The following is a 21,611-nucleotide window of genomic DNA, read 5'->3' as shown; positions in this document are numbered from 1 at the left end:
TCTGGGGCACCCGGGTCATCAAGGGCATCCAGCTCAAGGAGTACGCCTCCTGGCTCGACGAAGGCGCCCTCTTCAAGGGCCAATGGGGCCTCAAGCAGGCCCGCGCCGGTGACGGACCGACGTACGAGGAGCTGGTCGAGACCGAGGGCCGCCCGCACCTGCGCGGCTGGCTCGACAAGCTGCACACCGAGAACCTGCTGGAAGCGGCCGTCGTCTACGGCTACTTCCCCTGCGTCTCCAAGGGCGACGACCTGATCCTGCTGCACGAGGACGGCTCGGAGCGCACCCGCTTCACCTTCCCGCGCCAGCGCCGCGGCCGCCGGCTGTGCCTGGCGGACTTCTTCCGCCCGGAGGAGTCCGGCGAGACGGACGTGATCGGCCTCCAGGTCGTCACCGTCGGATCGCGGATCGGCGGCGAGACCGCCAAGCTCTTCGAGGCCAACGCCTACCGCGACTACCTGGAGCTGCACGGACTCTCCGTCCAGCTGGCCGAGGCGCTCGCCGAGTACTGGCACGCCCGGGTCCGCTCGGAGCTGGGCTTCGCCGGCGAGGACCCGGCCGATGTCGAGGACATGTTCGCGCTGAAGTACCGGGGCGCGCGCTTCTCCCTCGGCTACGGCGCCTGCCCGGACCTGGAGGACCGCGCCAAGATCGCGGACCTGCTCCAGCCCGAGCGGATCGGCGTGCACCTCTCCGAGGAGTTCCAGCTCCACCCGGAGCAGTCCACCGACGCGATCGTCATCCACCACCCGGAGGCGAAGTACTTCAACGCGCGGTAGGACTCCGTTCAACGCGTGGTAGCCGGACCAGTCGTACACTGGTCGGTCCAGTGCAGGCCGGTCACCCTCCCTTCGGGGAACGGTGGCCGGCCTTCTCGCCCCTCATGAAAGGTGTGCCGGATGACCAGTACGATCCCCACGTCCTTGAGCCGTACGGCCGAGGGTGCGGCCCTGCAGGCCGTGCTTCTCGACATGGACGGCACCCTGGTCGACACCGAGGGCTTCTGGTGGGACGTCGAGAAGGAGGTCTTCGCCGACCTCGGGCACACCCTGGACGAGGCGTGGCGTGAGGTGGTCGTCGGCGGCCCGATGACCCGCAGCGCCGGGTACCTGATCGATTCCACCGGCGCCGGCATCACGCTTCCCGAGCTGACCGTGCTGCTCAACGACCGCTTCGAGAAGCGCATCGGCCTCGGTGTGCCGCTGATGCCCGGAGCGGCCCGGCTGCTGGCCGAGCTGGGCAGGCACCGGATCCCCACCGCCCTGGTCTCTGCCTCGCACCGGCGGATCATCGACCGGGTGCTGGACTCCGTGGGCCACCACCACTTCGCGCTGACCGTCGCGGGCGACGAGGTCACCCGGACGAAGCCGCATCCGGAGCCCTATCTCGCCGCCGCCCGTGGCTTCGGGGCCGATCCTCGGCTCTGCGCGGTCATCGAGGACACCGCGACCGGGGTGGCCGCCGCGGAGGCCGCCGGGTGCCGGGTGGTCGCCGTGCCGTCCGTGTCACCGATCGCCGCAGCCCCGGGCCGGGTCGTCGTGAGTTCTCTCGAAGAAGTCGATCTCGCATTCCTCAGGAGTCTGGTCACCGGAATGCGTTGAGCCGTGCACCAAGAGTATTTCTGTGAATGAACGGAAAATCTCTCGACATCGCACGTGCAGTTCCTGTCGCGCTTCCGTGTAAGCAAGCCGGGTGCATGTCAACACCCGGAACCGCTCATTCTTTTTCTGCTGAAGTGACCTTTGTCACCCGAATGGCCGACTGCGTGTTCGGGGATTCGCCGCGCTGTCCGTTTTGACGTACCCAAGTGTCCCGGTTAATGAATCCGTGTACGAATCATTCCGGCGTCCGGGAGCTGCGCCTCATGCATTCCCGTCACCAACCGAATGCGCACCGGACGGCTCCGGTCCGGCACCGCCGATGGCGCCTACTAATGTCGTTTTCTCCATGACCGGATGAGGGAGAACGCCCAAGATGAACCGCAAGACACTGGTGCTGCCGGCCGTAGTCGGCCTGCTCGCGCCCGTACTCGCCGCCTGCGGTGCGTCGGACGGTGGGAGCGATGGCGGCGGCGCCATCGTTGTCGGCACCACGGACCGGTTCGTCGGCTCGAAGGGCGTCCCCGCACCGCTCGACCCCGCCATCGGCTACGAGGCGGGCGTCTGGAACGTGCTGCGCCAGACCGTGCAGACGCTGACGCACGTCCCGCGCGGCGGCGGCGAACCGGTGCCGGAGGCCGCCGAGAGCTGCTCCTTCACCGACACGGAGAACGAGAGCTACCGCTGCAAGCTGCGCAGCGGCCTCGAATTCGCCGACGGCAGCGCCGTCACCGCGGAGGACGTCAAGTACTCCATCGACCGCGTCATCCGCATCAAGTCCGCCAATGGGCCCGTCGCGCTCCTCGACAACATCGACACCGTCGAGACCAAGGGGGAGCGCGAGGTCATATTCCACCTCCGGACCTCGGACGCGACCTTCCCGTACAAGCTCGCCACCCCGCCCGCCGGAATAGTCCAGCCCGCGAAATACCCGGCGGGCTCCCCGCGCGACGGGTTCCAGGTGGACGGCTCGGGGCCGTACACGATGAAGCCGGAAGTGAAGGACGATCAGGTCGTGAAAGTCGTCTTCACGAAGAACCCTCATTACAAGGGGGATCTCAAGGTGCTGAACGACAAGGTGGAACTCGATCTCTTCCCCGACGCCACCGCCATGGGCAAGGCGCTCGGCGACAAGAAGATCGACATGATGACCCGCACGATGTCGCCCGAGCAGTCGCGGAAGATGCTGGAGAACCCCCAGGACGGCATCAAGCTGACCGAGATGCCCGGCCTCGCCATCAGCTACCTCGGGTTCGACACCGACGACCCCGCCGTGAAGAACAAGGCGGTCCGCCAGGCCATGGCCCAGGTCATCGACCGGGGCCAGATCGCGAGCGAGGTGTACGGCACCACGGCCGAACCGCTGTACTCACTGATCCCGTCCAGCATCGCCGGACACACCAACTCGTTCTTCAACAAGTACGGCGAGCCCAGCAAGGCGAAGGCCGCCGCGATCCTGCGCGATGCCCGGATCCTCACCCCGGTGAAGTTCACCCTGCACTACACGACCGACCACTACGGCGACGCCACCGCGGCCGAGTTCAGGACCCTGCGCAAGCAGCTCAACGACACGGGCCTCTTCGACGTGACCGTCGAGGGCACCCCCTGGGAGAAGTACCGCCCGGCCGAACTGCGCGGCGAGTACGCCGTCTACGGCATGGGCTGGTTCCCCGACTTCCCGGACCCGGACAACTACACGGCGCCGTTCCTCGACAGGAACAACTTCCTCGACTCGCCCTACACATCTGTCCTCGCCCAGAAGACGCTCATCCCGCAGTCCCGTCGCGAGGCCGACCGCAGCACCGCCGCCAAGACCTTCAAGCAGCTCCAGGACATCGTCGCGGAGGACGTCCCGGTCCTCCCCGTCTGGCAGGGCAAGCAGTACGTCGCCTCCCTCGACGGCCTCACCGGAGTGGAGTGGGCGGTCAACTCCTCCGCCGACCTCCAGCTCTGGGAACTGAGCCGCAGCACCGACTGAGCCCCGGACCCCGCCCCCGGCGGCCGTCCGGCCCGGTCACTGGGCGCCGGGGCGCACCAGTCCGCTCTCGTAGGCGTACACCGCCGCCTGCACCCGGTCACGCAGTCCCAGCTTCGTCAGCACATGGCCCACATGGGTCTTGACCGTCGTCTCACTGACGAAGAGGTCGGCGGCGATCTCGGCATTCGACAGGCCGCGCGCCACCAGCTTCAGGACCTCCACCTCACGGTCCGTCAATGTGTTGAGCGTGTCCGGCACCGGCTCCTCGCCGGACGGCAGATGGTCCGCGTACTTGTCCAGCAGTCGGCGCGTGATGCTCGGGGCGAGCATCGCCTCGCCGCCCGCGACCACCCGGATCGCCTGCACCAGCTCATTGGCCGGAGCGTCCTTCAGCAGGAAACCACTGGCACCCGCGCGCAGCGCCTCCACCACGTACTCGTCGAGATCGAACGTCGTGAGCACCAGCACCTTCGCCGGACCGTCCTTGCCGGGACCGCTGATCTGGCGCGTCGCCTCCACACCGTCCATCCGCGGCATCCGGATGTCCATCAGCACCACATCGGGCTGCAGCGCCCGTACCTGGTCGAGAGCCTGGAGACCGTCACCGGCCTCACCCACCACCGCGAGATCACCCTCCGCCTCCAGAATCATCCGGAAGCCGGTGCGCAGCAGCGGTTGGTCATCGACCAGTAGGACGCGGATCGCCACGGAATCTCCTTAAGGTCCTTCAAGGGCCACAGGCCGGCCGGCCTCAGCGCGGACCGGGTCCATTCTGCCCTGGACGTCCTGCTCCGGCTCCGCCGGGCGTACCGACAGCGGATAGACCGGGGGAGTACCGCCGAATTCGGGACAGAGCGCCTGATGGTCGCACCAGCCGCAGAGCTTCGTCGGCCTCGGCCGCCACTCACCGGTCTCCGTGGCCAGCGAGATCGCCTCCCAGAGGGCCAGCAGCTTGCGCTCCACCCGCTCCAGATCCGCCACCACCGGGTCGTACGTCAGCACGTCCCCGCTGCCGAGGTACACCAGCTGCAGGCGGCGCGGCACCACACCCTTCAGCCGCCAGATGACCAGCGCGTAGAACTTCATCTGGAAGAGAGCGCCCTCCGCGTACTCCGGACGCGGCGCCTTCCCCGTCTTGTAGTCGACGATCCGGACGTCACCCGACGGCGCCACGTCGATCCGGTCGATCACCCCGCGCAGCCGCAGCCCCGACTCCAGCTCCGTCTCGACGAACAGCTCCCGCTCGGCCGGCTCCAGCCGCGTCGGATCCTCCAGCGAGAACCAGCGCTCCACGAGGCGCTCCGCCTCCGACAGCCACCGCGACAGCCGCTCACCCCGCGGATCCTCCGCGAACAGCTCCGACAGCTCCGGCTTCGACTCCAGCAGCCGGTCCCACTGGCCGGGGATCAGCGCCGTGGCCCGGCCGGCCGTCCGCTCCGTCGCCGGATTGTCGAACAGCCGCTCCAGCACCGCATGGACCAGCGTCCCCCGGGTAGCGGCCTCACTGGGCTTCTGCGGCAGCTTGTCGATGACCCGGAAGCGGTACAGCAGGGGACACTGCATGAAGTCGCTCGCCCGCGACGGCGAAAGGGACGAGGGCGGCTGAGGCGGCCGCGGCACTGAGGTCATGACGAAGACCCTACGACCCGCCACTGACAACAACCGGCATACCATCGACCACAGACCCCCGGACACTGCATGATCGTGCCGGACGGCACCGACCGAAGGGACCCCGTGGACGAGAGCGGCAACAGCGGGCGGCCGCAGCCCGGCGCAGGGGGAACGGACCCCGCCGCCGGCCCCGGCAAGGGCAAACCGCCGCGCCGCGAAGAGCCCGGAGGCGGCATCCTGATGGGCCGCCCCTTCGGCGTACCCGTCTACGTCGCACCGAGCTGGTTCCTCGTCGCGGCCCTGATCACCTGGGTCTTCGGCGGCCAGCTCGACCGGGTGCTGCCCGGCCTCGGCGCGGCGCGCTACCTCGTCGCGCTCTTCTTCGCCATCGCCTTCTACGCCTCCGTGCTCGTCCACGAACTCGCGCACACCGTGGTCGCACTGCGCTACAAACTGCCGGTACGCCGCATCCAGCTCCAGTTCTTCGGCGGCGTCTCCGAGATCGAGAAGGAATCCGAGACCCCCGGCCGCGAATTCGTCCTCGCCTTCGTCGGCCCGCTGCTCTCCCTCGTCCTGGCCGGCGCCTTCTACATCCCGCTGAACTTCGTCGAACGCGGCACCGTCCCCGGAGTGCTCCTGGGCGGACTGATGATCTCCAACCTCATCGTCGCCGTCTTCAACCTGCTGCCCGGCCTCCCGCTCGACGGCGGCCGGATGCTCCGCGCCGTCGTCTGGAAGGTCACCGGCCGCCCGATGAGCGGCACCGTCGCGGCCGCCTGGGTCGGCCGCGCCCTCGCCGTCAGCACCCTCGTCGGCCTGCCCCTCCTCACCCGCACCGGGTCCTTCGGCAACGACACCGAGAGCCTCAGCGGCATGGACACCGTCATCGACGCCCTGCTCGCCGCGGTCCTCGCCGCCATCATCTGGACCGGAGCGGGCAACAGCCTGCGCATGGCCCGGCTCCGCGAACACCTCCCCGATCTGCGCGCCCGCGCCCTCACCAGGCGCGCGGTACCGGTCGAGGCCGCCACCCCGCTCTCCGAAGCGCTGCGGCGCGCCAACGAGGCGGGCGCCCGCGCCCTCGTCGTCGTCGACGGAAACGGCGAGCCCAAGGCCGTCGTCCGGGAGGCCGCCATCGTCGCGGTCCCCGAGCACCGCCGCCCCTGGGTCGCCGTCAGCGGCCTCGCCCAGGACCTCACCGAAGGCATGAAGGTCTCCGCCGAACTCGCCGGCGAAGCCCTCCTGGACCGGCTCAAGGCCAGCCCCGCCACCGAGTACCTCGTCGTCGAGGACACCGGCGAGATCTACGGCGTACTGTCCACGGCCGACGTCGAACGCGCATTCGTCGCCGCCATGGCCCGCCCCGCCGCCTGACCCCGCGGCCGGACCCGGACGCGCGGTCGGAGCCCACGGAAACACCGGTACGCTGGTCACATGTCTGAACCGACCGGTGCCGCCCGCCGACGTGGGCCCTTCAAGGTCGGGGACCAGGTCCAGCTCACCGATCCCAAGGGACGCCACTACACCTTCACGCTCGAAGCCGGAAAGAACTTCCACACCCACAAGGGTTCTTTCTCGCACGACGAGCTGATCGGTGCTCCCGAAGGCAGTGTTGTCCGCACCACGGGGAACGTCGTCTACCTCGCGCTGCGCCCCCTGCTCCCCGACTACGTCCTGTCCATGCCCCGCGGCGCCGCCGTGGTCTACCCCAAGGACGCGGGGCAGATCCTGGCCTTCGGCGACATCTTCCCCGGCGCCCGCGTCGTGGAGGCCGGCGTGGGATCCGGTGCCCTCTCCACCTTCCTGCTCCGCGCCATCGGCGAGCAGGGCATGCTGCACTCCTACGAGCGCCGCGAGGACTTCGCCGAGATCGCCCAGCAGAACGTCGAGCGCTACTTCGGCAGCCCGCACCCCGCCTGGCAGCTCACCGTCGGTGACCTCCAGGACAACCTGACGGAGACCGACGTCGACCGCGTCGTCCTGGACATGCTCGCGCCGTGGGAGTGCCTGGACGCCGTCTCCAAGGCGCTCGTCCCGGGCGGCATCCTCTGCGCGTACGTGGCGACCACCACCCAGCTCTCCCGCACGGTCGAGTCCATCCGTGAGATCGGCTGCTTCGCGGAACCGCAGCCCTGGGAATCGATGATCCGCAACTGGCACGTCGAGGGCCTCGCCGTCCGCCCGGACCACCGGATGATCGGCCACACCGGCTTCCTCGTCACCGCCCGCCGGCTGGCCGACGGGGTCCAGGCCCCGCCGCGCCGCCGCCGCCCCTCCAAGGGCGCCTACGGCGACGACTACAGCGGACCCGGCAGCCAGAGCGGCACCGCCGCCGACTGACCGGGCAACGCGTTCGCGCCGCCGCCCAGTTCCCGGACAGAGCGGGGAACTGGGCGGCGGCGCCTTTCCGTTGTGCGCGTACCGCGCCCCGCAGGCGGGCGATTCCCGGGTACCCCACCGTTCCGCCGGTGTGTGAGGTGTGGCACGATGCTGGCCACTCGCCACCCGGCCGCCGACACCCTGCCGACGGCACTGCCTCTCAGCCATTCCGCACCACAGGAACCACAGGAGACATCCCGCGTGCAGACCTCCGCGCTCCCGGACCTCGCGCACACCGGCTCCACGGCGCTGCACTGGCTCGCCACCGCGGCGGCCATGGCCGCCGTCGTCGCGGCAGCCGGCCTGCTCCAGCCCGACACGGCCGCCTCGGCCTCCACCGCGCCCCACCGCACCGCGGTGCAACACGGCACGGCCTCCGTGGCCCCGCCCGACCCCGCCCGTGCGGCGTTCCCCCTGAAGTGCGGCCACGCCGGCAACACGGTCGCCAAGGAGGCTCCCGGAGACCTCGACGGCGACGGCCGCCCGGAAACCGTGGCGGTGGTCCACTGCGCGGCCGGACTGGGCACCCCGCCCAGCGGCGTGTACGTCCTCACACAGGAGAGCGGGGCCGCGCCCAGGATCGTCGCGACCCTGGTCGACCCCGCCCAGAAGATGAGCGTCGGTGACTTCACCGTGCGTGAGGGCGTCGTCTCCGCGACGCTCCTCGGCTACTCCTCGCCCTCGGTCCCGTCCTGCTGCCCCGACGAGCAGGAGAAGGTCACCTGGCAGTGGCAGAACGGGGCTTTCGTACGCAACAGCCTCTCCGACGACTCCGACGACTCCGCCGGCGGCAACGCCTGACGGCCGCCCCTCTCCGCAGCCCCCGGCCGCCGCGGCCGGCGGCTCAGGCGGCCTCGGGGCCGAAGACCTCGACCCTGTCCGAAACGCGTCGTACATGAATACAGTCGCCCGGACACTCCTTGGCCGAATCGACCACGTCCTGGAGGAGCGGCAACGGCACCGGGGTGGTCGCCCCCTTGTCCTGCAGCAGTTCGTCCGCGTCGCTCTTCACATAGGCGAGTCCGTCGATGTCCAGCTCGAAGACCTCGGGCGCGTACTGCACACAGATGCCGTCCCCCGTGCAGAGGTCCTGATCGATCCAGACCTCCAGGTCCTGCGTGTCGCCACCGGTGGGAGCGTCCTGCTGCGCGGTCATTTCGCCTGCCGTTTCCTGCGTATCCGGACCAGAAAAAGCCAGCCCTGACGGGTGTTGAACACTTCGACGATACAACCGGCCGCTTTCCGATGTTGAAGGGTGGGTATTCCCCTGACACGAGGGGGAGCGCAAGGGTGAAGATCGGACACGCCTCACAGTCTTTGTGATCTAGGGGTTTCAATCATCACCCACCCAGGTAGGGTCAGGAAGCGTCCAGCTCCCCTTGGAGGAGGTGAGGACCGTGGCAGCCCACGACGACGACACCAACCGCGGCATCCGGCCCGGGCGGGGGTCCGATGACCCAGCCGGCCAGGTCGCCTATCTTGAGCAGGAAATCGCCGTCCTGCGACGTAAGCTCGCCGACTCTCCGCGTCATACGAGGATTCTCGAAGAGCGGATCGTCGAGTTCCAGACCAACCTCGCGGGCGTGTCCGCTCAGAACGAGCGGCTCGCCAGCACACTCCGCGAGGCCCGCGACCAGATCGTGGCCCTCAAGGAAGAGGTCGACCGGCTGGCACAGCCACCGGCCGGCTTCGGTGTGTTCCTGCAGGCCAACGAGGACGGCACCTGCGACATCTTCACCGGGGGCCGCAAGCTCCGGGTGAACGTCAGTCCCAGCGTTGAGCTCGAAGACCTCCGGCGCGGCCAGGAAGTCATGCTCAACGAAGCGCTCAACGTGGTCGACGCCATGGAATTCGAGCGGGCCGGGGACATCGTCACCCTCAAGGAGATCCTTGAGGACGGCGAACGGGCCCTGGTGGTCGGGCACACCGACGAGGAACGGGTGGTGCGGCTCGCCGAGCCGTTGCTGGACATCACCATCCGTCCCGGCGACGCCCTGCTGCTCGAACCCAGGTCCGGCTACGTCTATGAAGTCGTTCCCAAGAGCGAGGTCGAGGAACTCGTCCTCGAAGAAGTCCCGGACATCGACTACAACAAGATCGGCGGCCTGGGCGACCAGATCGAGCTGATCCGCGATGCGGTCGAGCTCCCCTATCTGCACCCAGACCTCTTCAAGGAGCACGAACTGCGGCCACCGAAGGGCATCCTGCTCTACGGCCCGCCCGGCTGCGGCAAGACACTCATCGCCAAGGCCGTCGCCAACTCCCTCGCGAAGAAGGTCGCCGAAGTCACCGGCCAGCCCGCCGGCAAGAGCTACTTCCTCAACATCAAGGGTCCCGAACTCCTCAACAAGTACGTCGGTGAGACCGAGCGCCACATCCGCCTGGTCTTCCAGCGTGCCCGCGAGAAGGCGAGTGAGGGCACCCCCGTCATCGTCTTCTTCGACGAGATGGAGTCGCTCTTCCGCACCCGGGGATCCGGCGTCAGCTCGGACGTGGAGAACACCATCGTCCCCCAGCTGCTCGCCGAGATCGACGGCGTCGAGGGCCTGGAGAACGTCATCGTGATCGGCGCCTCCAACCGCGAGGACATGATCGACCCCGCGATCCTGCGGCCCGGCCGCCTCGATGTGAAGATCAAGATCGAGCGTCCGGACGCGGAGGCCGCGAAGGACATCTTCGCGAAGTACCTCACGCCCTCACTGCCCCTGCACGCCGACGACCTCGCGGAGCACACCGGCTCCAAGGAGGCCGCCGCGCACGCCATGATCCAGTCGGTCGTCGAACGGATGTACACCGAGTCCGAGGAGAACCGATTCCTTGAGGTGACGTACGCCAACGGCGACAAGGAGGTCCTGTACTTCAAGGACTTCAACTCCGGCGCGATGATCCAGAACATCGTCGACCGGGCCAAGAAGATGGCCATCAAGGCCTTCCTCGACCAGGGCCAGAAGGGCCTTCGCGTCTCCCATCTCCTCCAGGCGTGTGTGGACGAGTTCAAGGAGAACGAGGACCTGCCGAACACCACCAACCCGGACGACTGGGCCAGGATCTCCGGCAAGAAGGGTGAGCGGATCGTCTTCATCCGCACACTCGTCACCGGAAAGCAGGGCGCGGACACCGGGCGGTCCATCGACACGGTGGCGAACACCGGGCAGTACCTGTAGAACGCGGACCGGCTGCGGATGCCCGGCCGGGCATCCGCAGCCGGTTGCTTTCCGGACAGCCGCGACGACACCGCAGCAATGACGTAATTGATCTCCCCACCAGCGCAGAGGCGCTCTAGGCTCATGCATACCGCCCGGTCGCGCAGTGCGGGTACGGGCAACACCGCGCACGCACCGGACAAGCAGCGGTACTTGAGCGCCGCTCCCGGAAGGGAGCGCCGCCGGGCAAGGAGGGCCGCATGACCGTACGGCGAGTAATGGGCATCGAGACCGAGTACGGGATCTCCGTGCCCGGCCATCCCAACGCCAATGCCATGCTCACCTCGTCCCAGATCGTCAACGCCTACGCGGCGGCGATGCACCGGGCGCGCCGAGCCCGCTGGGATTTCGAGGAGGAGAACCCGCTGCGAGACGCGCGAGGCTTCGACCTCGCCCGCGAGACCGCCGACTCCAGCCAGCTCACGGACGAGGACATCGGCCTGGCCAATGTCATCCTCACCAACGGGGCACGGCTCTACGTCGACCACGCACACCCCGAGTACAGCTCCCCGGAGATCACCAACCCGAGGGACGCCGTCCTCTGGGACAAGGCCGGCGAGCGCATCATGGCCGAGGCCGCCGAACGCGCGGCCCAGCTGCCCGGTGCCCTGCCGATCCACCTCTACAAGAACAACACCGACAACAAGGGCGCCTCGTACGGCACGCACGAGAACTACCTGATGAAGCGGGAGACCCCGTTCTCGGACATCGTGCGCCACCTGACCCCGTTCTTCGTCTCGCGCCAGGTCGTCACCGGAGCCGGACGGGTCGGAATCGGCCAGGACGGCCACGAGCACGGCTTCCAGATCAGCCAGCGCGCCGACTACTTCGAGGTCGAGGTCGGCCTGGAGACCACGCTCAAGCGGCCGATCATCAATACCCGCGACGAGCCCCACTCGGACGCCGAGAAGTACCGCCGGCTGCATGTGATCATCGGCGACGCGAATCTCTCGGAGATCTCCACCTACCTCAAGCTGGGCACCACCTCGCTGGTCCTCTCCATGATCGAGGACGGCTTCATCAACGTCGACCTGGCCGTCGACCAGCCGGTGCGCACGCTGCACCAGGTGTCCCACGACCCGGATCTCCAGCAGCTGGTCACTCTGCGCAGCGGCCGGACACTCACCGCTGTACAGCTCCAGATGGAGTACTTCGAGCTCGGCAGAAAGTACGTCGAGGAGCGGTACGGGGCGGACGCCGACGAGCAGACCAAGGACATCCTGATCCGCTGGGAGGACACGCTCAACCGGCTGGAGAACGATCCGATGAGCCTCTCCCGCGAGCTGGACTGGATCGCCAAGCGGGAGCTCATGGAGGGCTACCGCCGCCGGGACAGCCTCGACTGGGACGCACCCCGGCTGCACCTGGTGGACCTCCAGTACGCCGACGTACGGCCCGACAAGGGCCTGTACAACCGTCTGGCGGCCCGCGGCAGGATGCACCGCCTGCTGGACGAGAACGAGGTCGAGCAGGCCCGTACGGCGCCGCCGGAGGACACCAGGGCGTATTTCCGCGGCCGCTGCCTGGAGCAGTACGCGGACGACGTCGCGGCGGCCTCCTGGGATTCGGTCATCTTCGATCTTCCGGGCCACGACTCCCTGCAGCGGGTGCCCACCATGGAGCCGCTCCGGGGCACCCGTGAACACGTCAAGGACCTCCTGGACCGCTGTCGTACCGCGGAAGAGCTGGTCCGGGTGCTCGCGGGCGGCTGAAAGGGCCCTCGGCTGGGAATCATTCCGATGACCTCCGGACGTTGAGACAAGTACCGGGCCAATGTCGGACCCCATAGGTAGGGTCTGATCAAGTGCTTCGAACCGAGCGGGGTGAGCTATATGGCGACCAAGGACACCGGCGGCGGACAGCAGAAGGCGACGCGTTCCACCGAGGGGACCGAGGAGCAGGCGCAGGACGCGCAGGCATCCGAGGATCTGCAGGAGCGACAGGACAAGCTGAGCGACGACGTCGACGACGTCCTCGACGAGATCGATGACGTCCTTGAGGCCAATGCCGAGGACTTCGTTCGAAGCTTCGTTCAAAAAGGCGGACAGTAGGCGAGGTGTCCCCATCGTTGGCGGTGCGGTGGCGCTCCGGCCGTGAGCAGGGGTTGCCACCGGCTTCGTTCGCGTCGGACAGGAACCGGCGCGACGGGCTTCAGCCTCGGTGCCGGGAGTGCGTGGCTGCTTATGGCGCCGCGCATTGCCGGCGCCGTCGCGAGGCGCAGGGAGAGCCGGTGCGGGAGCGTGCGCACGTTCCGCGGGGCCACGAGGAGTGCCGGCCGTGTGGTGAGGGCGGTCCGCATGGCGAACGGCACCCCGAATCGACCGCCCCCGACGGCCCGGCGACGCTCTGCGAAACGTGCGAGTCGGTCCAGAGACGCGAGGGTCACCTGGAGCGCCGGTACGGCATGACCGTGGCTCAGCGCGACGACACGATCTCCTCGCAATGGGTGTCGGCAGGATCTGTCCGGCTGCTCCGGCGGTACATGTGGATCACTGCCGCCAGACGGGTAGGGTCCGAGGCGTACCGTGCTTCAACCGCAATTCGGCCATCGGCAAGTTGGGGGATGATCCTGACACCTTGCGCAGGGCCATCGCTTACCTGGAGGGAAACGCGTGGAAGCCAACACTCGTAGCACCGGGCGTCTACCAGCTGCCTTCCTGACGCCGGGATCGTCCTCTTTCATGGACTTCCTGACCGACCAGTCGCCCGCGATGCTGCCGGGTAACCGGCAGCTGCCGCCCATGAAGGGGGCCATCGAGGCCCCGCACGGGACGACCATCGTCGCGGCTTCGTTCCCCGGCGGCGTGGTGCTGGCCGGTGACCGGCGGGCGACCATGGGCAGCATGATCGCGCAGCGCGACATTCAGAAGGTGTTCCCGGCCGACGAGTACTCGGCGGTGGGTATCGCCGGTACGGCCGGGCTGGCCGTGGAGATGGTCAAGCTCTTCCAGCTGGAGCTGGAGCACTTCGAGAAGGTCGAGGGTGCCCAGCTCTCCCTGGAGGGCAAGGCGAACAGGCTCTCCACGATGATCCGGAGCAATCTGGCGATGGCCATGCAGGGGCTCGCCGTGGTGCCGCTCTTCGCCGGCTACGACGTCGACCGCGAGCGGGGCCGGATCTTCTCGTACGACGTCACCGGCGGCCGCTCGGAGGAGCAGGGCTACGCCTCCACGGGCTCCGGGTCGATCTTCGCCCGCACCTCCATGAAGAAGCTCTACCGCGAGGACCTGACGCAGGAGCAGACGCTCACTCTGGTCGTGCAGGCGCTGTACGACGCCGCGGACGACGACTCGGCGACCGGTGGGCCCGACGTCGCCCGGCGCATCTATCCGATCATCACCGTCATCACCGACGAGGGTTTCCGGAAGCTGGCCGAGACGGAATCCGCCGACATCGCCCGCTCGGTTCTGGAACGAAGGCTGGAACAGCCCGACGGCCCGCGCGCCGAGCTGCTCTGACCCCGTGCCCAGCCTTCTTCGATGCTCTTGTCACTGACAGAAAGGGACGGATAGCCGGTGTCGACGCCGTTCTATGTCTCACCTCAGCAGGCCATGGCCGACCGGGCGGAATACGCCCGGAAGGGCATCGCCCGTGGTCGCAGCCTGGTTGTGCTGCAGTACACCGACGGCATTGTGTTCGTCGGCGAGAACCCGTCCCGTGCGCTGCACAAATTCAGCGAGATCTATGACCGGATCGGTTTCGCCGCCGCCGGTAAGTACAACGAGTACGAGAATCTCCGCATCGGCGGTGTGCGCTATGCGGATCTGCGCGGATACACCTATGACCGCGACGATGTGACGGCCCGTGGACTGGCCAACGTCTACGCGCAGACGCTCGGCACCATCTTCTCCAGTGCGGCCGAGAAGCCGTACGAGGTGGAGCTGGTCGTCGCCGAGGTGGGCGCGGCGGCGGACGGTGACCAGATCTACCGGCTGCCGCACGACGGCTCGATCGTGGACGAGCACGGCTCGGTCGCCGTCGGTGGCAGCGCGGAGCAGATCAGCACCTTCCTGGACCAGCGGCACCGTGACGGGATGTCGCTGGCCGAGGCGCTGAAGCTGGCGGTGCAGGCGCTCTCCCGTGACCCCAACGGCAGCGAGCGGGAGATCCCCGCGGACCGGCTGGAGGTCGCGGTCCTGGACCGTACGAGGCCGCAGCAGCGCAAGTTCAAGCGAATCGTCGGCCGGCAGCTGGCGCGGCTGCTGGAGGCCGACGGTGCCGGCTCGACGCCGACGGACGCCCCCTCGGACACGGAGGACGGCGACGACAGCACCACGTCGACGGCCACCGGCAAGCCGAGCGGCAAGTCCACCGCCAAGAAGGCCGTCACCGACTCCGACGATTCCGCGGATTCCGGTTCGGCCGGCTCCAGCTCCACCGACTCCGGCGGGGACGTCGAGTAGTTCGTTCCGCTGCACGGCTGAGCCCCGGTCCGCCTCCCGGCGGGCCGGGGCTCCGTCATGTGGGCCGGTCCGCCGGCGGGGGAGCGGACGAGCCCCGGACGACCAGGTGCACCGGCAGACTGCCGGTCTCGGCCGTGCGGCCGTCCAGAACGGCCAGCAGGGCGCTCATGCCGCGCTCACCGACCTGTTCGGCGGGCAGCCGCACCGTGGTGAGTTCGGGCTCCACGGCCGTGGCCAGGGACAGATCGTCGAAGCCGGTCACGGAGAGGTCGTCAGGTACCCGCAGTCCGAGCCGTCGCGCCGCCTTGCAGGCGCCCGCGGCCAGGATGTCGTCATCGCAGACGATGGCGGTGGGCCGGGGGCCGGGAAGGGCCAGCGCACGTTCCGCGGCCGCGTGGCCGGCCCGTACGTCAAGCGCCGCCGGTACGGTGCGTACCCCGGCGCCGGGCACGCCGCGCAGGGTGTCCCGGACGGCTTCGGCGCGGACCGCGAACGTCCAGGTGCCGACGGCCGAGGCGAGATGGACGAAGCGGCGGTGGCCGAGGGCGAGCAGATGCTCCGTCACTTGGCGCATCCCGTCGGCGACATCGAGGTTGACGCGGGCCGCCGGACCCGGGGCCGAGGGGTCGCTGTCGAGCATGACCAGCGGCAGGTCGGCCCCGTGCAGCGCGCCCAGCGCGTCGGCGGCCATCGATGAGGCGATGACCCCGTCGAGCGCGGCGCGGGCCGAGGCGAAGGGGTCCCGGGCCGGACCGGTGCCGTCGGGCGAGGGGTAGAGGACGACGCCGAAGCCGTGCTCCGCGGCGACGGCGGCGGCCCCGGTGTACACCCGGGCGAAGAACTCGTTGGTGAGGGCCGGCACGACGAGCAGGGCGGTCCTGGTGCGGCCCAGGCGCAGATTACGGGCGGCGAGATTCGGCCGGTACCCGAGCTCGTGGGCGGCCTCCCGCACCCGGTCCGCGGTGGCGGAGGAGACCCGGCCGCGCCATTTGCCGCCGAGGACCAGGGAGACGGTGGCCTGCGAGACGCCGACGGCCCGTGCCACGTCACGGCTGGTGGGCCGGGAGGGGGCGGGTTGTGCTGGGCTGGTCACTCGGGCCTCCGGGCCGGTCGGGCAGGCGCCGTGAGGTGGACCTGCGGCTGGTCACATGGTACGTATGAACCAGGAAGTTATACGTAACACCTAGGGTGGCCGGAAGGCGTCCCGGGGAGAGGGGCGGGACATGGCCGCGGGATATCTGGACATCCTCCGGGCGCGGCATGCCGCCCGGCTGCTGACCGGCACTCTCGTGGGGCGGCTGCCCAACGGCACCGCCCCCATCGCGATCGTCCTGTTCACCCGCGCGGAGGGCGGCAGCTACGCCCTGGCGGGCGCGCTCGCCGCGGTGTACGGACTGGGCACGGCGGTCGGACAGCCGCTGCTGGGCCGCGCCGTGGACCTGTACGGCCAGCCGCGCGTCCAACTGCCCGCCGCCGTCCTGTCCGCCATCGGGATGACCCTGCTCGCCGTGGCGGGCTTCGGGTCGCTGCCGCTCGCCTACGGGGCCGTGGCCCTCGCGGGCGTCGCCACACCTCCCCTGGAGGGCGGGCTGCGGGCCCTGTGGCCGAGCGTCCTCGGCAGTGAGGACCGGGTGCACCGGGCGTACGCCATGGACGCGGTCGCGCAGGAGGTCATGTTCACGGTGGGGCCGCTGCTGGTGACCCTGCTGGTCTCCCTCTGGTCGCCCGCCGCCGCGCTCCTCGTGATCAACGCGATAGGGGTCCTGGGGGCGCTGTCCGTCGTCCTGTCCGAGCCGTCCAGGACCTGGCGCTCCGCGCCGCGCGAGGCGCACTGGCTGGGTGCGCTCCGTTCGCCGGGGCTGCTGGTCCTGCTCGGCTCGTTCTTCTTCGTCGGGCTGGCGCTGGGCTCCATCACGGTGGCGGGCGTGGCCTACGCCGACGACCGGGGCCAGGAGTCCGTCTACGGCTGGCTGATGGCCGCCCTGGGGCTCGGCGCGCTGATCGGCGGCGCGGTGTACGGGGCGCGGCAGTGGTCGGGGCCGCCCGAGCGCCGGCTGCGGGTGATCGTGGCGCTGCTCGCCCTGGGCTACCTGCCGCTGACGCTGACCCCGGGCGTGGTGGCGATGACCGTGCTGGCCGGGGTCGCGGGAGTGTTCCTGGCGCCCGCGATCGCCTGCTCGTTCATCGTCGTCGACCGGCACGCGCCCCGGGGCACGGTGACGGAGGCCTTTTCGTGGCTGGTGACGACGTTCGGGGTGGGTGCGGCGGCCGGGACGGCCGTGGCTGGACCGGCCGTGGAGCTGGGCGGGACGGCGTGGAGCTTCGCCGTGGCGGGGGCCGGTGGAGTGGCGGCGCTGCTCGTTCTGCTGGCCACCGGAAGGGTCCTCGCAGCTCCCGGGCGTAGTGCTGTCGCGGTGCGAGGATCGGAAAATGATCGAAACGGTGCCGTCGAACCCGGTTTCAGCTCGGGCCATCAGGCGTAATGTTCAGTCATGGACCGCCGCATTTTCGGGCTGGAGAACGAGTACGGCGTCACGTGCACGTTCAGGGGACAGCGCCGACTGTCTCCTGATGAAGTGGCGCGCTACCTCTTCCGCCGTGTTGTGTCATGGGGCCGCAGCAGCAATGTCTTTCTGCGGAACGGCGCCCGCCTCTACCTCGACGTGGGATCGCATCCGGAATACGCCACCCCCGAATGCGACAACCTGACCGAGCTGGTCACGCACGACAAGGCCGGCGAGCGCATTCTCGAAGGCCTGCTCGTCGACGCCGAACGCCGTCTGCACGAGGAGGGAATCGCGGGCGACGTCTATCTCTTCAAGAACAACACCGATTCGGCCGGAAACTCCTACGGATGCCATGAGAACTACCTCGTGGCCCGGCACGGAGAATTCTCCCGGCTCGCGGACATCCTCATTCCCTTCCTCGTCACGAGGCAGCTGATCTGCGGTGCCGGCAAGGTGCTGCAGACCCCGCGGGGCGCCGTCTACTGTGTCAGCCAGCGTGCCGAGCACATCTGGGAGGGCGTCAGTTCCGCGACGACACGCTCCCGTCCGATCATCAACACCCGGGACGAACCGCACGCGGACGCGGAGCGGTACCGCCGCCTCCATGTCATCGTCGGTGACTCCAACATGTCCGAGACGACCATGCTGCTCAAGGTCGGCGCCACCGATCTGGTGCTCCGCATGATCGAGGCGGGCACGGTGATGCGGGACCTGACCCTGGAGAACCCCATCCGGGCGATCCGGGAGGTCAGCCACGACATCACGGGACAGCGCAAGGTGCGCCTGGCCAGCGGCCGCGAGGCGTCCGCCATCGAGGTGCAGCGCGAGTACTACGAGAAGGCCGTGGACTTCGTCGACCGCCGCGGCATCCGTACGGGCAACGTCGAGAAGGTCCTCGAACTGTGGGGCCGCACGCTGGACGCGATCGAGGCCGAGGACCTCGACCGGATCGGTACCGAGATCGACTGGGTCATGAAGTACAAGCTCATCGAGCGGTACCGGGGCAAGCACAACATGACCATGTCGAATCCGCGGGTCGCCCAGATAGACCTCGCCTACCACGACATCCATCGCCGCCGAGGCCTGTACTACCTGCTGGAGCGCAAGGGGCAGGCCGCCCGTATCTGCAACGACCTGAAGATCTTCGAGGGCAAGTCGGTGCCCCCGCAGACCACCAGGGCCCGGCTCCGCGGCGACTTCATCCGGCGGGCCCAGGAGCAGCGCCGGGATTTCACCGTCGACTGGGTCCACCTCAAGCTCAACGACCAGGCGCAGCGCACGGTGTTGTGCAAGGACCCGTTCCGTTCCGTGGACGACCGGGTGGAGAAGCTGATCGCGGGTATGTGAGCCGGCGCGGGACGCGCCTCGGCTCATGTGCGACTCGGGCCCCGTACGTTCCTCGTACGGGGCCCTTTCGACGCCCTAGAGTGTCGGGGACCCCCATGGGGCCTGCCCCAACAAATGTGTCGTCTGAGATCTGAGGAACCAGTGCGCCGACTTGCCGGCCTTCTAGTCGTCCCCCTGCTGCTGCTGTCAGCCGCCTGCGGTAGCGACGACAAGGGCTCCGACTCCGCTTCCGCCTCCGCGTCCGCTCCCTCCAAGGGCGGATTCCCCGCAATCACCGCGGGCGCGAAGTTCGGCGAGAAGCCCACCCTGGCCAAGGGCTCGGGAACACCGCCCAAGGAGCTCAAGACCAACGTTGTCAGTGAGGGCGACGGCGCGAAGCTCAAGAACGGCGACGCGATCCAGGTCAACTACCTGGGACAGGCGTGGGACTCCACCAAGCCGTTCGACAACAGTTTCGACCGCAAGCAGGGGTTCGACCTGACCCTCGGCGCCGGCATGGTCATCCAGGGCTGGGACAAGGGCCTCGTCGGCCAGAAGGTCGGCAGCAGGGTCGAGCTGGTCATCCCGCCGGACCTCGGGTACGGCGCGCAGGGCCAGGGCGACATCAAGCCGAACTCCACCCTCGTCTTCGTCGTCGACATCCTGAAGGCGAAGCAGATCCCCGCGTCCGCCAAGGGCAGCGAGGTCGCCCAGGACAACGTCGACCTGCCGAAGGTGGGCACCAACACGGACGGCAAGGCGCCCACCGTCAAGATCCCCAGCAAGTCCACCCCGCCCAAGAAGCTGGTCTCCAACTACGTCCTGGAGTCCAAGGGCGAGGTCGTCAAGGGGACCGACAGCGTCGTCGTGAACTACGTGGGCCTGCTGTGGAAGGACGGCAAGACGTTCGACAGCACCTACGCGACGGGCAAGACGCAGACCTTCCCGCTGGCCCAGGTCACCCTCAAGGGGCTCAAGAACGGCCTGATCGGGAAGAAGATCGGCAGCCGCGTGCTGCTCGTCGTCCCGCCGGACCAGGCCTTCGGCGGCAAGGCCCAGCAGTCCATCCCGGCGAACTCGACGCTGGTCTTCGCCGTGGACATCCTGGCGAAGATGTAAGACTGTCCCGGTTGCCCAGTTCATCATTTTAGAGGAGCAAAGTCAGTGAGCATCGAGAAGCCCGAGGTCGACTTCCCGGGTGGCGAGCCGCCGGCCGACCTGGAGATCAAGGACATCTGGGAAGGCGACGGCCCGGTGGCCGAGGCCGGCCAGACCGTCTCCGTCCACTACGTGGGCGTGTCCTTCTCCACCGGCGAGGAGTTCGACGCCTCCTGGAACCGCGGCGCTCCGCTCCAGTTCCTGCTCGGCGGCGGTCAGGTCATCGCGGGCTGGGACAAGGGCGTGCAGGGCATGAAGGTCGGCGGCCGTCGCCAGCTGACCATCCCCGCGCACCTTGCCTACGGTGACCGCGGCGCCGGCGGCAAGATCGCCCCGGGCGAGACGCTGATCTTCGTCTGCGACCTGGTCGCTGTCTGATCCGCACCCGTGTGTCGCGAGGGCCCGTGCCGCAAGGCACGGGCCCTCGCTTTCGTCCAGAACCCCCGGAGCGGTACGGTCGAGGGTCGTAGCGCAAAACAGAAAGGGCGTCGATGGCGATTGCCAAGGCCGAGCGGCTGATGAACCTGGCACTGTGTCTGCTGGGGACCCGGCGCCCGCTCAGCAAGCGCGAACTGCGCGGTTCCATCGAGGCCTACCTGGAAGCGGGCTCCGACGACGCCTTCAACCGGATGTTCGAGCGTGACAAGGACGATCTGCGCGAGCTCGGTCTGGTCATCGAGACCGTGGAGAACCTGGACGGCGACACCGGCTATCTCGCCCGTCGCGACAGCAACCGGCTGCCCCCGATCACGCTGGACGCCGAGGAGGCCGCCGCGCTCGGGCTGGCCGCCAAGGTCTGGCAGCAGGCCCGGCTGGCCGGTGCGGCCAGCGGCGCCCTGCAGAAGCTGCGCGCCGCGGGCATGCCGGAGGCAGAGGACGCCTACGAGGTGCACAGCGCCCTCGAACCCCGCATCCCCGTCCACGAGGCCGCCTTCGAACCGCTGATGCTGGCCTGCCGGGACCGCCGCCCCGTGACCTTCGACTACCGCAAGGCCAACGCCGCCCGCCCCGAGCAGCGCCAGGTCGAGCCCTGGACGCTGGAGTGCTGGCGAGGGCACTGGTATCTGGCCGGCTGGGACCGGGGCAGGGGCGCCGAGCGGGTCTTCCGGCTCTCCCGGATCGACGGCAAGGTGCGCTCCCGGGCCGGCGCGTTCACCGCCGAGGTGCCCGACGTCGTCACCGTCCGCGAGACCGTCGAGAGCTGGGCGGGGGAGACGGCTACCCGTACCGCGCTGATCAGGCTGCGGACCGGCTCCGGCTACCCGCTGCGGGCACGGGCCATATCGGTCCGGGAACTCGGAGACGGGTGGGAGGAGTTGGAGATCCCGTACGGACACGGTCTGGACGCCTGGCTCGTCGAGTTCGGTCCGGACGTGGTCGTGCGGGAACCCGCTGATCTGCGGGCCGATGTGGTGGACCGGCTGCGCGCCGTGGCCAAGGACTGAGGG

Annotated in this window: 21 protein-coding genes; 17 read left to right on the top strand and 4 right to left on the bottom strand. The window is 68.9% G+C overall.

Annotated features, from left to right (window positions below):
- The 3 genes from ACIP89_RS36825 to ACIP89_RS36815 all read left to right on the top strand — a co-directional run.
- On the top strand, nucleotides 1-779 hold a 779-nt coding region (locus ACIP89_RS36825; protein ID WP_401929860.1), incomplete at its 5' end, for a vitamin B12 dependent-methionine synthase activation domain-containing protein.
- Nucleotides 780-899: 120 nt separating this feature from the next.
- Complete coding sequence (locus ACIP89_RS36820; RefSeq protein WP_401929862.1) at nucleotides 900-1,601, top strand: HAD family hydrolase; 702 nt, start codon at nucleotides 900-902, stop codon at nucleotides 1,599-1,601.
- A gap of 373 nt (nucleotides 1,602-1,974) precedes the next feature.
- Complete coding sequence (locus ACIP89_RS36815) at nucleotides 1,975-3,576, top strand: ABC transporter substrate-binding protein (RefSeq protein WP_402118808.1); 1,602 nt, start codon at nucleotides 1,975-1,977, stop codon at nucleotides 3,574-3,576.
- 36 nt (nucleotides 3,577-3,612) lie between these two features.
- On the opposite strand, the gene ACIP89_RS36810 is transcribed toward ACIP89_RS36815, so the two are convergent.
- Together ACIP89_RS36810 and ACIP89_RS36805 are read right to left on the bottom strand one after the other, a co-directional pair.
- A complete protein-coding gene (locus ACIP89_RS36810) occupies nucleotides 3,613-4,284 on the bottom strand; it encodes a response regulator transcription factor (RefSeq protein WP_311306640.1) in 672 nt (223 codons plus the stop codon).
- Between the two features lie 9 nt (nucleotides 4,285-4,293).
- Nucleotides 4,294-5,139, bottom strand: coding sequence for a RecB family exonuclease (locus ACIP89_RS36805; protein WP_401930255.1), 846 nt, complete (start codon nucleotides 5,137-5,139; stop codon nucleotides 4,294-4,296).
- A 171-nt stretch (nucleotides 5,140-5,310) separates the two neighbouring features.
- On the opposite strand from ACIP89_RS36805, the gene ACIP89_RS36800 reads away from it, so the two are divergent.
- From ACIP89_RS36800 to ACIP89_RS36790, 3 genes are all read left to right on the top strand, one after another.
- Nucleotides 5,311-6,561 carry a site-2 protease family protein gene (locus tag ACIP89_RS36800; RefSeq protein ID WP_401930256.1) on the top strand — a complete coding sequence of 417 codons (1,251 nt, stop codon included), beginning with the start codon at nucleotides 5,311-5,313 and terminating at the stop codon, nucleotides 6,559-6,561.
- Between the two features lie 60 nt (nucleotides 6,562-6,621).
- Nucleotides 6,622-7,527 (top strand): tRNA (adenine-N1)-methyltransferase, encoded by a 906-nt coding sequence (locus tag ACIP89_RS36795; protein ID WP_024490918.1) that lies wholly within the window; start codon nucleotides 6,622-6,624, stop codon nucleotides 7,525-7,527.
- Between the two features lie 240 nt (nucleotides 7,528-7,767).
- Nucleotides 7,768-8,367 carry a hypothetical protein gene (locus ACIP89_RS36790; RefSeq protein ID WP_402118805.1) on the top strand — a complete coding sequence of 200 codons (600 nt, stop codon included), beginning with the start codon at nucleotides 7,768-7,770 and terminating at the stop codon, nucleotides 8,365-8,367.
- Nucleotides 8,368-8,410: 43 nt separating this feature from the next.
- Here ACIP89_RS36790 and ACIP89_RS36785 read toward each other — a convergent pair whose 3' ends face one another.
- Nucleotides 8,411-8,722, bottom strand: a complete 312-nt coding sequence (locus ACIP89_RS36785) for a ferredoxin (protein WP_073737388.1) — start codon at nucleotides 8,720-8,722, stop codon at nucleotides 8,411-8,413.
- 241 nt (nucleotides 8,723-8,963) lie between these two features.
- On the opposite strand from ACIP89_RS36785, the gene arc reads away from it, so the two are divergent.
- The 6 genes from arc to prcA all read left to right on the top strand — a co-directional run bounded on the left by arc (nucleotide 8,964) and on the right by prcA (nucleotide 15,172).
- Nucleotides 8,964-10,730 (top strand): proteasome ATPase, encoded by a 1,767-nt coding sequence (gene arc, locus ACIP89_RS36780; RefSeq protein ID WP_073737389.1) that lies wholly within the window; start codon nucleotides 8,964-8,966, stop codon nucleotides 10,728-10,730.
- Between the two features lie 239 nt (nucleotides 10,731-10,969).
- Complete coding sequence (gene dop, locus ACIP89_RS36775; RefSeq protein ID WP_402118803.1) at nucleotides 10,970-12,481, top strand: depupylase/deamidase Dop; 1,512 nt, start codon at nucleotides 10,970-10,972, stop codon at nucleotides 12,479-12,481.
- Nucleotides 12,482-12,601: 120 nt separating this feature from the next.
- Nucleotides 12,602-12,820 carry a ubiquitin-like protein Pup gene (locus ACIP89_RS36770; protein ID WP_401929870.1) on the top strand — a complete coding sequence of 73 codons (219 nt, stop codon included), beginning with the start codon at nucleotides 12,602-12,604 and terminating at the stop codon, nucleotides 12,818-12,820.
- A 391-nt stretch (nucleotides 12,821-13,211) separates the two neighbouring features.
- Nucleotides 13,212-13,430, top strand: a complete 219-nt coding sequence (locus ACIP89_RS36765; protein WP_401929872.1) for an endonuclease domain-containing protein — start codon at nucleotides 13,212-13,214, stop codon at nucleotides 13,428-13,430.
- Nucleotides 13,382-14,227, top strand: coding sequence for a proteasome subunit beta (gene prcB / locus ACIP89_RS36760; RefSeq protein ID WP_327336099.1), 846 nt, complete (start codon nucleotides 13,382-13,384; stop codon nucleotides 14,225-14,227). Before ACIP89_RS36765 ends, prcB begins: the two co-directional genes overlap by 49 nt.
- Before the next feature lie 57 nt (nucleotides 14,228-14,284).
- Nucleotides 14,285-15,172 (top strand): proteasome subunit alpha, encoded by an 888-nt coding sequence (prcA, locus tag ACIP89_RS36755; RefSeq protein ID WP_402118799.1) that lies wholly within the window; start codon nucleotides 14,285-14,287, stop codon nucleotides 15,170-15,172.
- A gap of 55 nt (nucleotides 15,173-15,227) precedes the next feature.
- Here the strand turns inward: prcA and ACIP89_RS36750 are convergent, their stop codons facing one another.
- On the bottom strand, nucleotides 15,228-16,265 hold the full coding sequence (locus tag ACIP89_RS36750; protein ID WP_402118797.1) for a LacI family DNA-binding transcriptional regulator: 1,038 nt from the start codon (nucleotides 16,263-16,265) through the stop codon (nucleotides 15,228-15,230).
- A 130-nt stretch (nucleotides 16,266-16,395) separates the two neighbouring features.
- Between ACIP89_RS36750 and ACIP89_RS36745 the strand changes: the two genes are divergently transcribed.
- From ACIP89_RS36745 to ACIP89_RS36725, 5 genes are all read left to right on the top strand, one after another.
- A complete protein-coding gene (locus ACIP89_RS36745) occupies nucleotides 16,396-17,655 on the top strand; it encodes an MFS transporter (protein WP_401929878.1) in 1,260 nt (419 codons plus the stop codon).
- A 9-nt stretch (nucleotides 17,656-17,664) separates the two neighbouring features.
- A complete protein-coding gene (pafA, locus tag ACIP89_RS36740) occupies nucleotides 17,665-19,026 on the top strand; it encodes a Pup--protein ligase (protein WP_073737392.1) in 1,362 nt (453 codons plus the stop codon).
- Between the two features lie 141 nt (nucleotides 19,027-19,167).
- The gene (locus tag ACIP89_RS36735) at nucleotides 19,168-20,124 is read left to right on the top strand and encodes an FKBP-type peptidyl-prolyl cis-trans isomerase (RefSeq protein WP_401929880.1); all 957 of its coding nucleotides are present in this window, start codon (nucleotides 19,168-19,170) and stop codon (nucleotides 20,122-20,124) included.
- 45 nt (nucleotides 20,125-20,169) lie between these two features.
- Entirely contained in the window at nucleotides 20,170-20,541 is a 372-nt protein-coding gene (locus tag ACIP89_RS36730) for an FKBP-type peptidyl-prolyl cis-trans isomerase (RefSeq protein WP_401929882.1), read from the top strand.
- 113 nt (nucleotides 20,542-20,654) lie between these two features.
- Nucleotides 20,655-21,608 (top strand): helix-turn-helix transcriptional regulator, encoded by a 954-nt coding sequence (locus ACIP89_RS36725; RefSeq protein WP_401929884.1) that lies wholly within the window; start codon nucleotides 20,655-20,657, stop codon nucleotides 21,606-21,608.
- The last annotated feature ends 3 nt before the right edge of the window (nucleotides 21,609-21,611 follow it).

The sequence above is a fragment of the Streptomyces sp. NPDC088730 genome, assembly GCF_044751215.1.
Taxonomy (GTDB): domain Bacteria; phylum Actinomycetota; class Actinomycetes; order Streptomycetales; family Streptomycetaceae; genus Streptomyces.
This window is presented reverse-complemented; position numbering and strand designations above follow the sequence as displayed.

Coding starts and splice junctions, on each gene's coding strand:
- ACIP89_RS36820 (WP_401929862.1), top strand. CDS start 900: ATGACCAGTACGATCCCCACGTCCTTGAGCCGTACGGCCGAGGGTGCG.
- ACIP89_RS36815 (WP_402118808.1), top strand. CDS start 1,975: ATGAACCGCAAGACACTGGTGCTGCCGGCCGTAGTCGGCCTGCTCGCG.
- ACIP89_RS36805 (WP_401930255.1), bottom strand. CDS start 5,139: ATGCAGTGTCCCCTGCTGTACCGCTTCCGGGTCATCGACAAGCTGCCG.
- ACIP89_RS36795 (WP_024490918.1), top strand. CDS start 6,622: ATGTCTGAACCGACCGGTGCCGCCCGCCGACGTGGGCCCTTCAAGGTC.
- ACIP89_RS36785 (WP_073737388.1), bottom strand. CDS start 8,722: ATGACCGCGCAGCAGGACGCTCCCACCGGTGGCGACACGCAGGACCTG.
- dop (WP_402118803.1), top strand. CDS start 10,970: ATGACCGTACGGCGAGTAATGGGCATCGAGACCGAGTACGGGATCTCC.
- ACIP89_RS36770 (WP_401929870.1), top strand. CDS start 12,602: ATGGCGACCAAGGACACCGGCGGCGGACAGCAGAAGGCGACGCGTTCC.
- ACIP89_RS36765 (WP_401929872.1), top strand. CDS start 13,212: ATGGGTGTCGGCAGGATCTGTCCGGCTGCTCCGGCGGTACATGTGGAT.
- ACIP89_RS36745 (WP_401929878.1), top strand. CDS start 16,396: ATGGCCGCGGGATATCTGGACATCCTCCGGGCGCGGCATGCCGCCCGG.
- pafA (WP_073737392.1), top strand. CDS start 17,665: ATGGACCGCCGCATTTTCGGGCTGGAGAACGAGTACGGCGTCACGTGC.
- ACIP89_RS36725 (WP_401929884.1), top strand. CDS start 20,655: ATGGCGATTGCCAAGGCCGAGCGGCTGATGAACCTGGCACTGTGTCTG.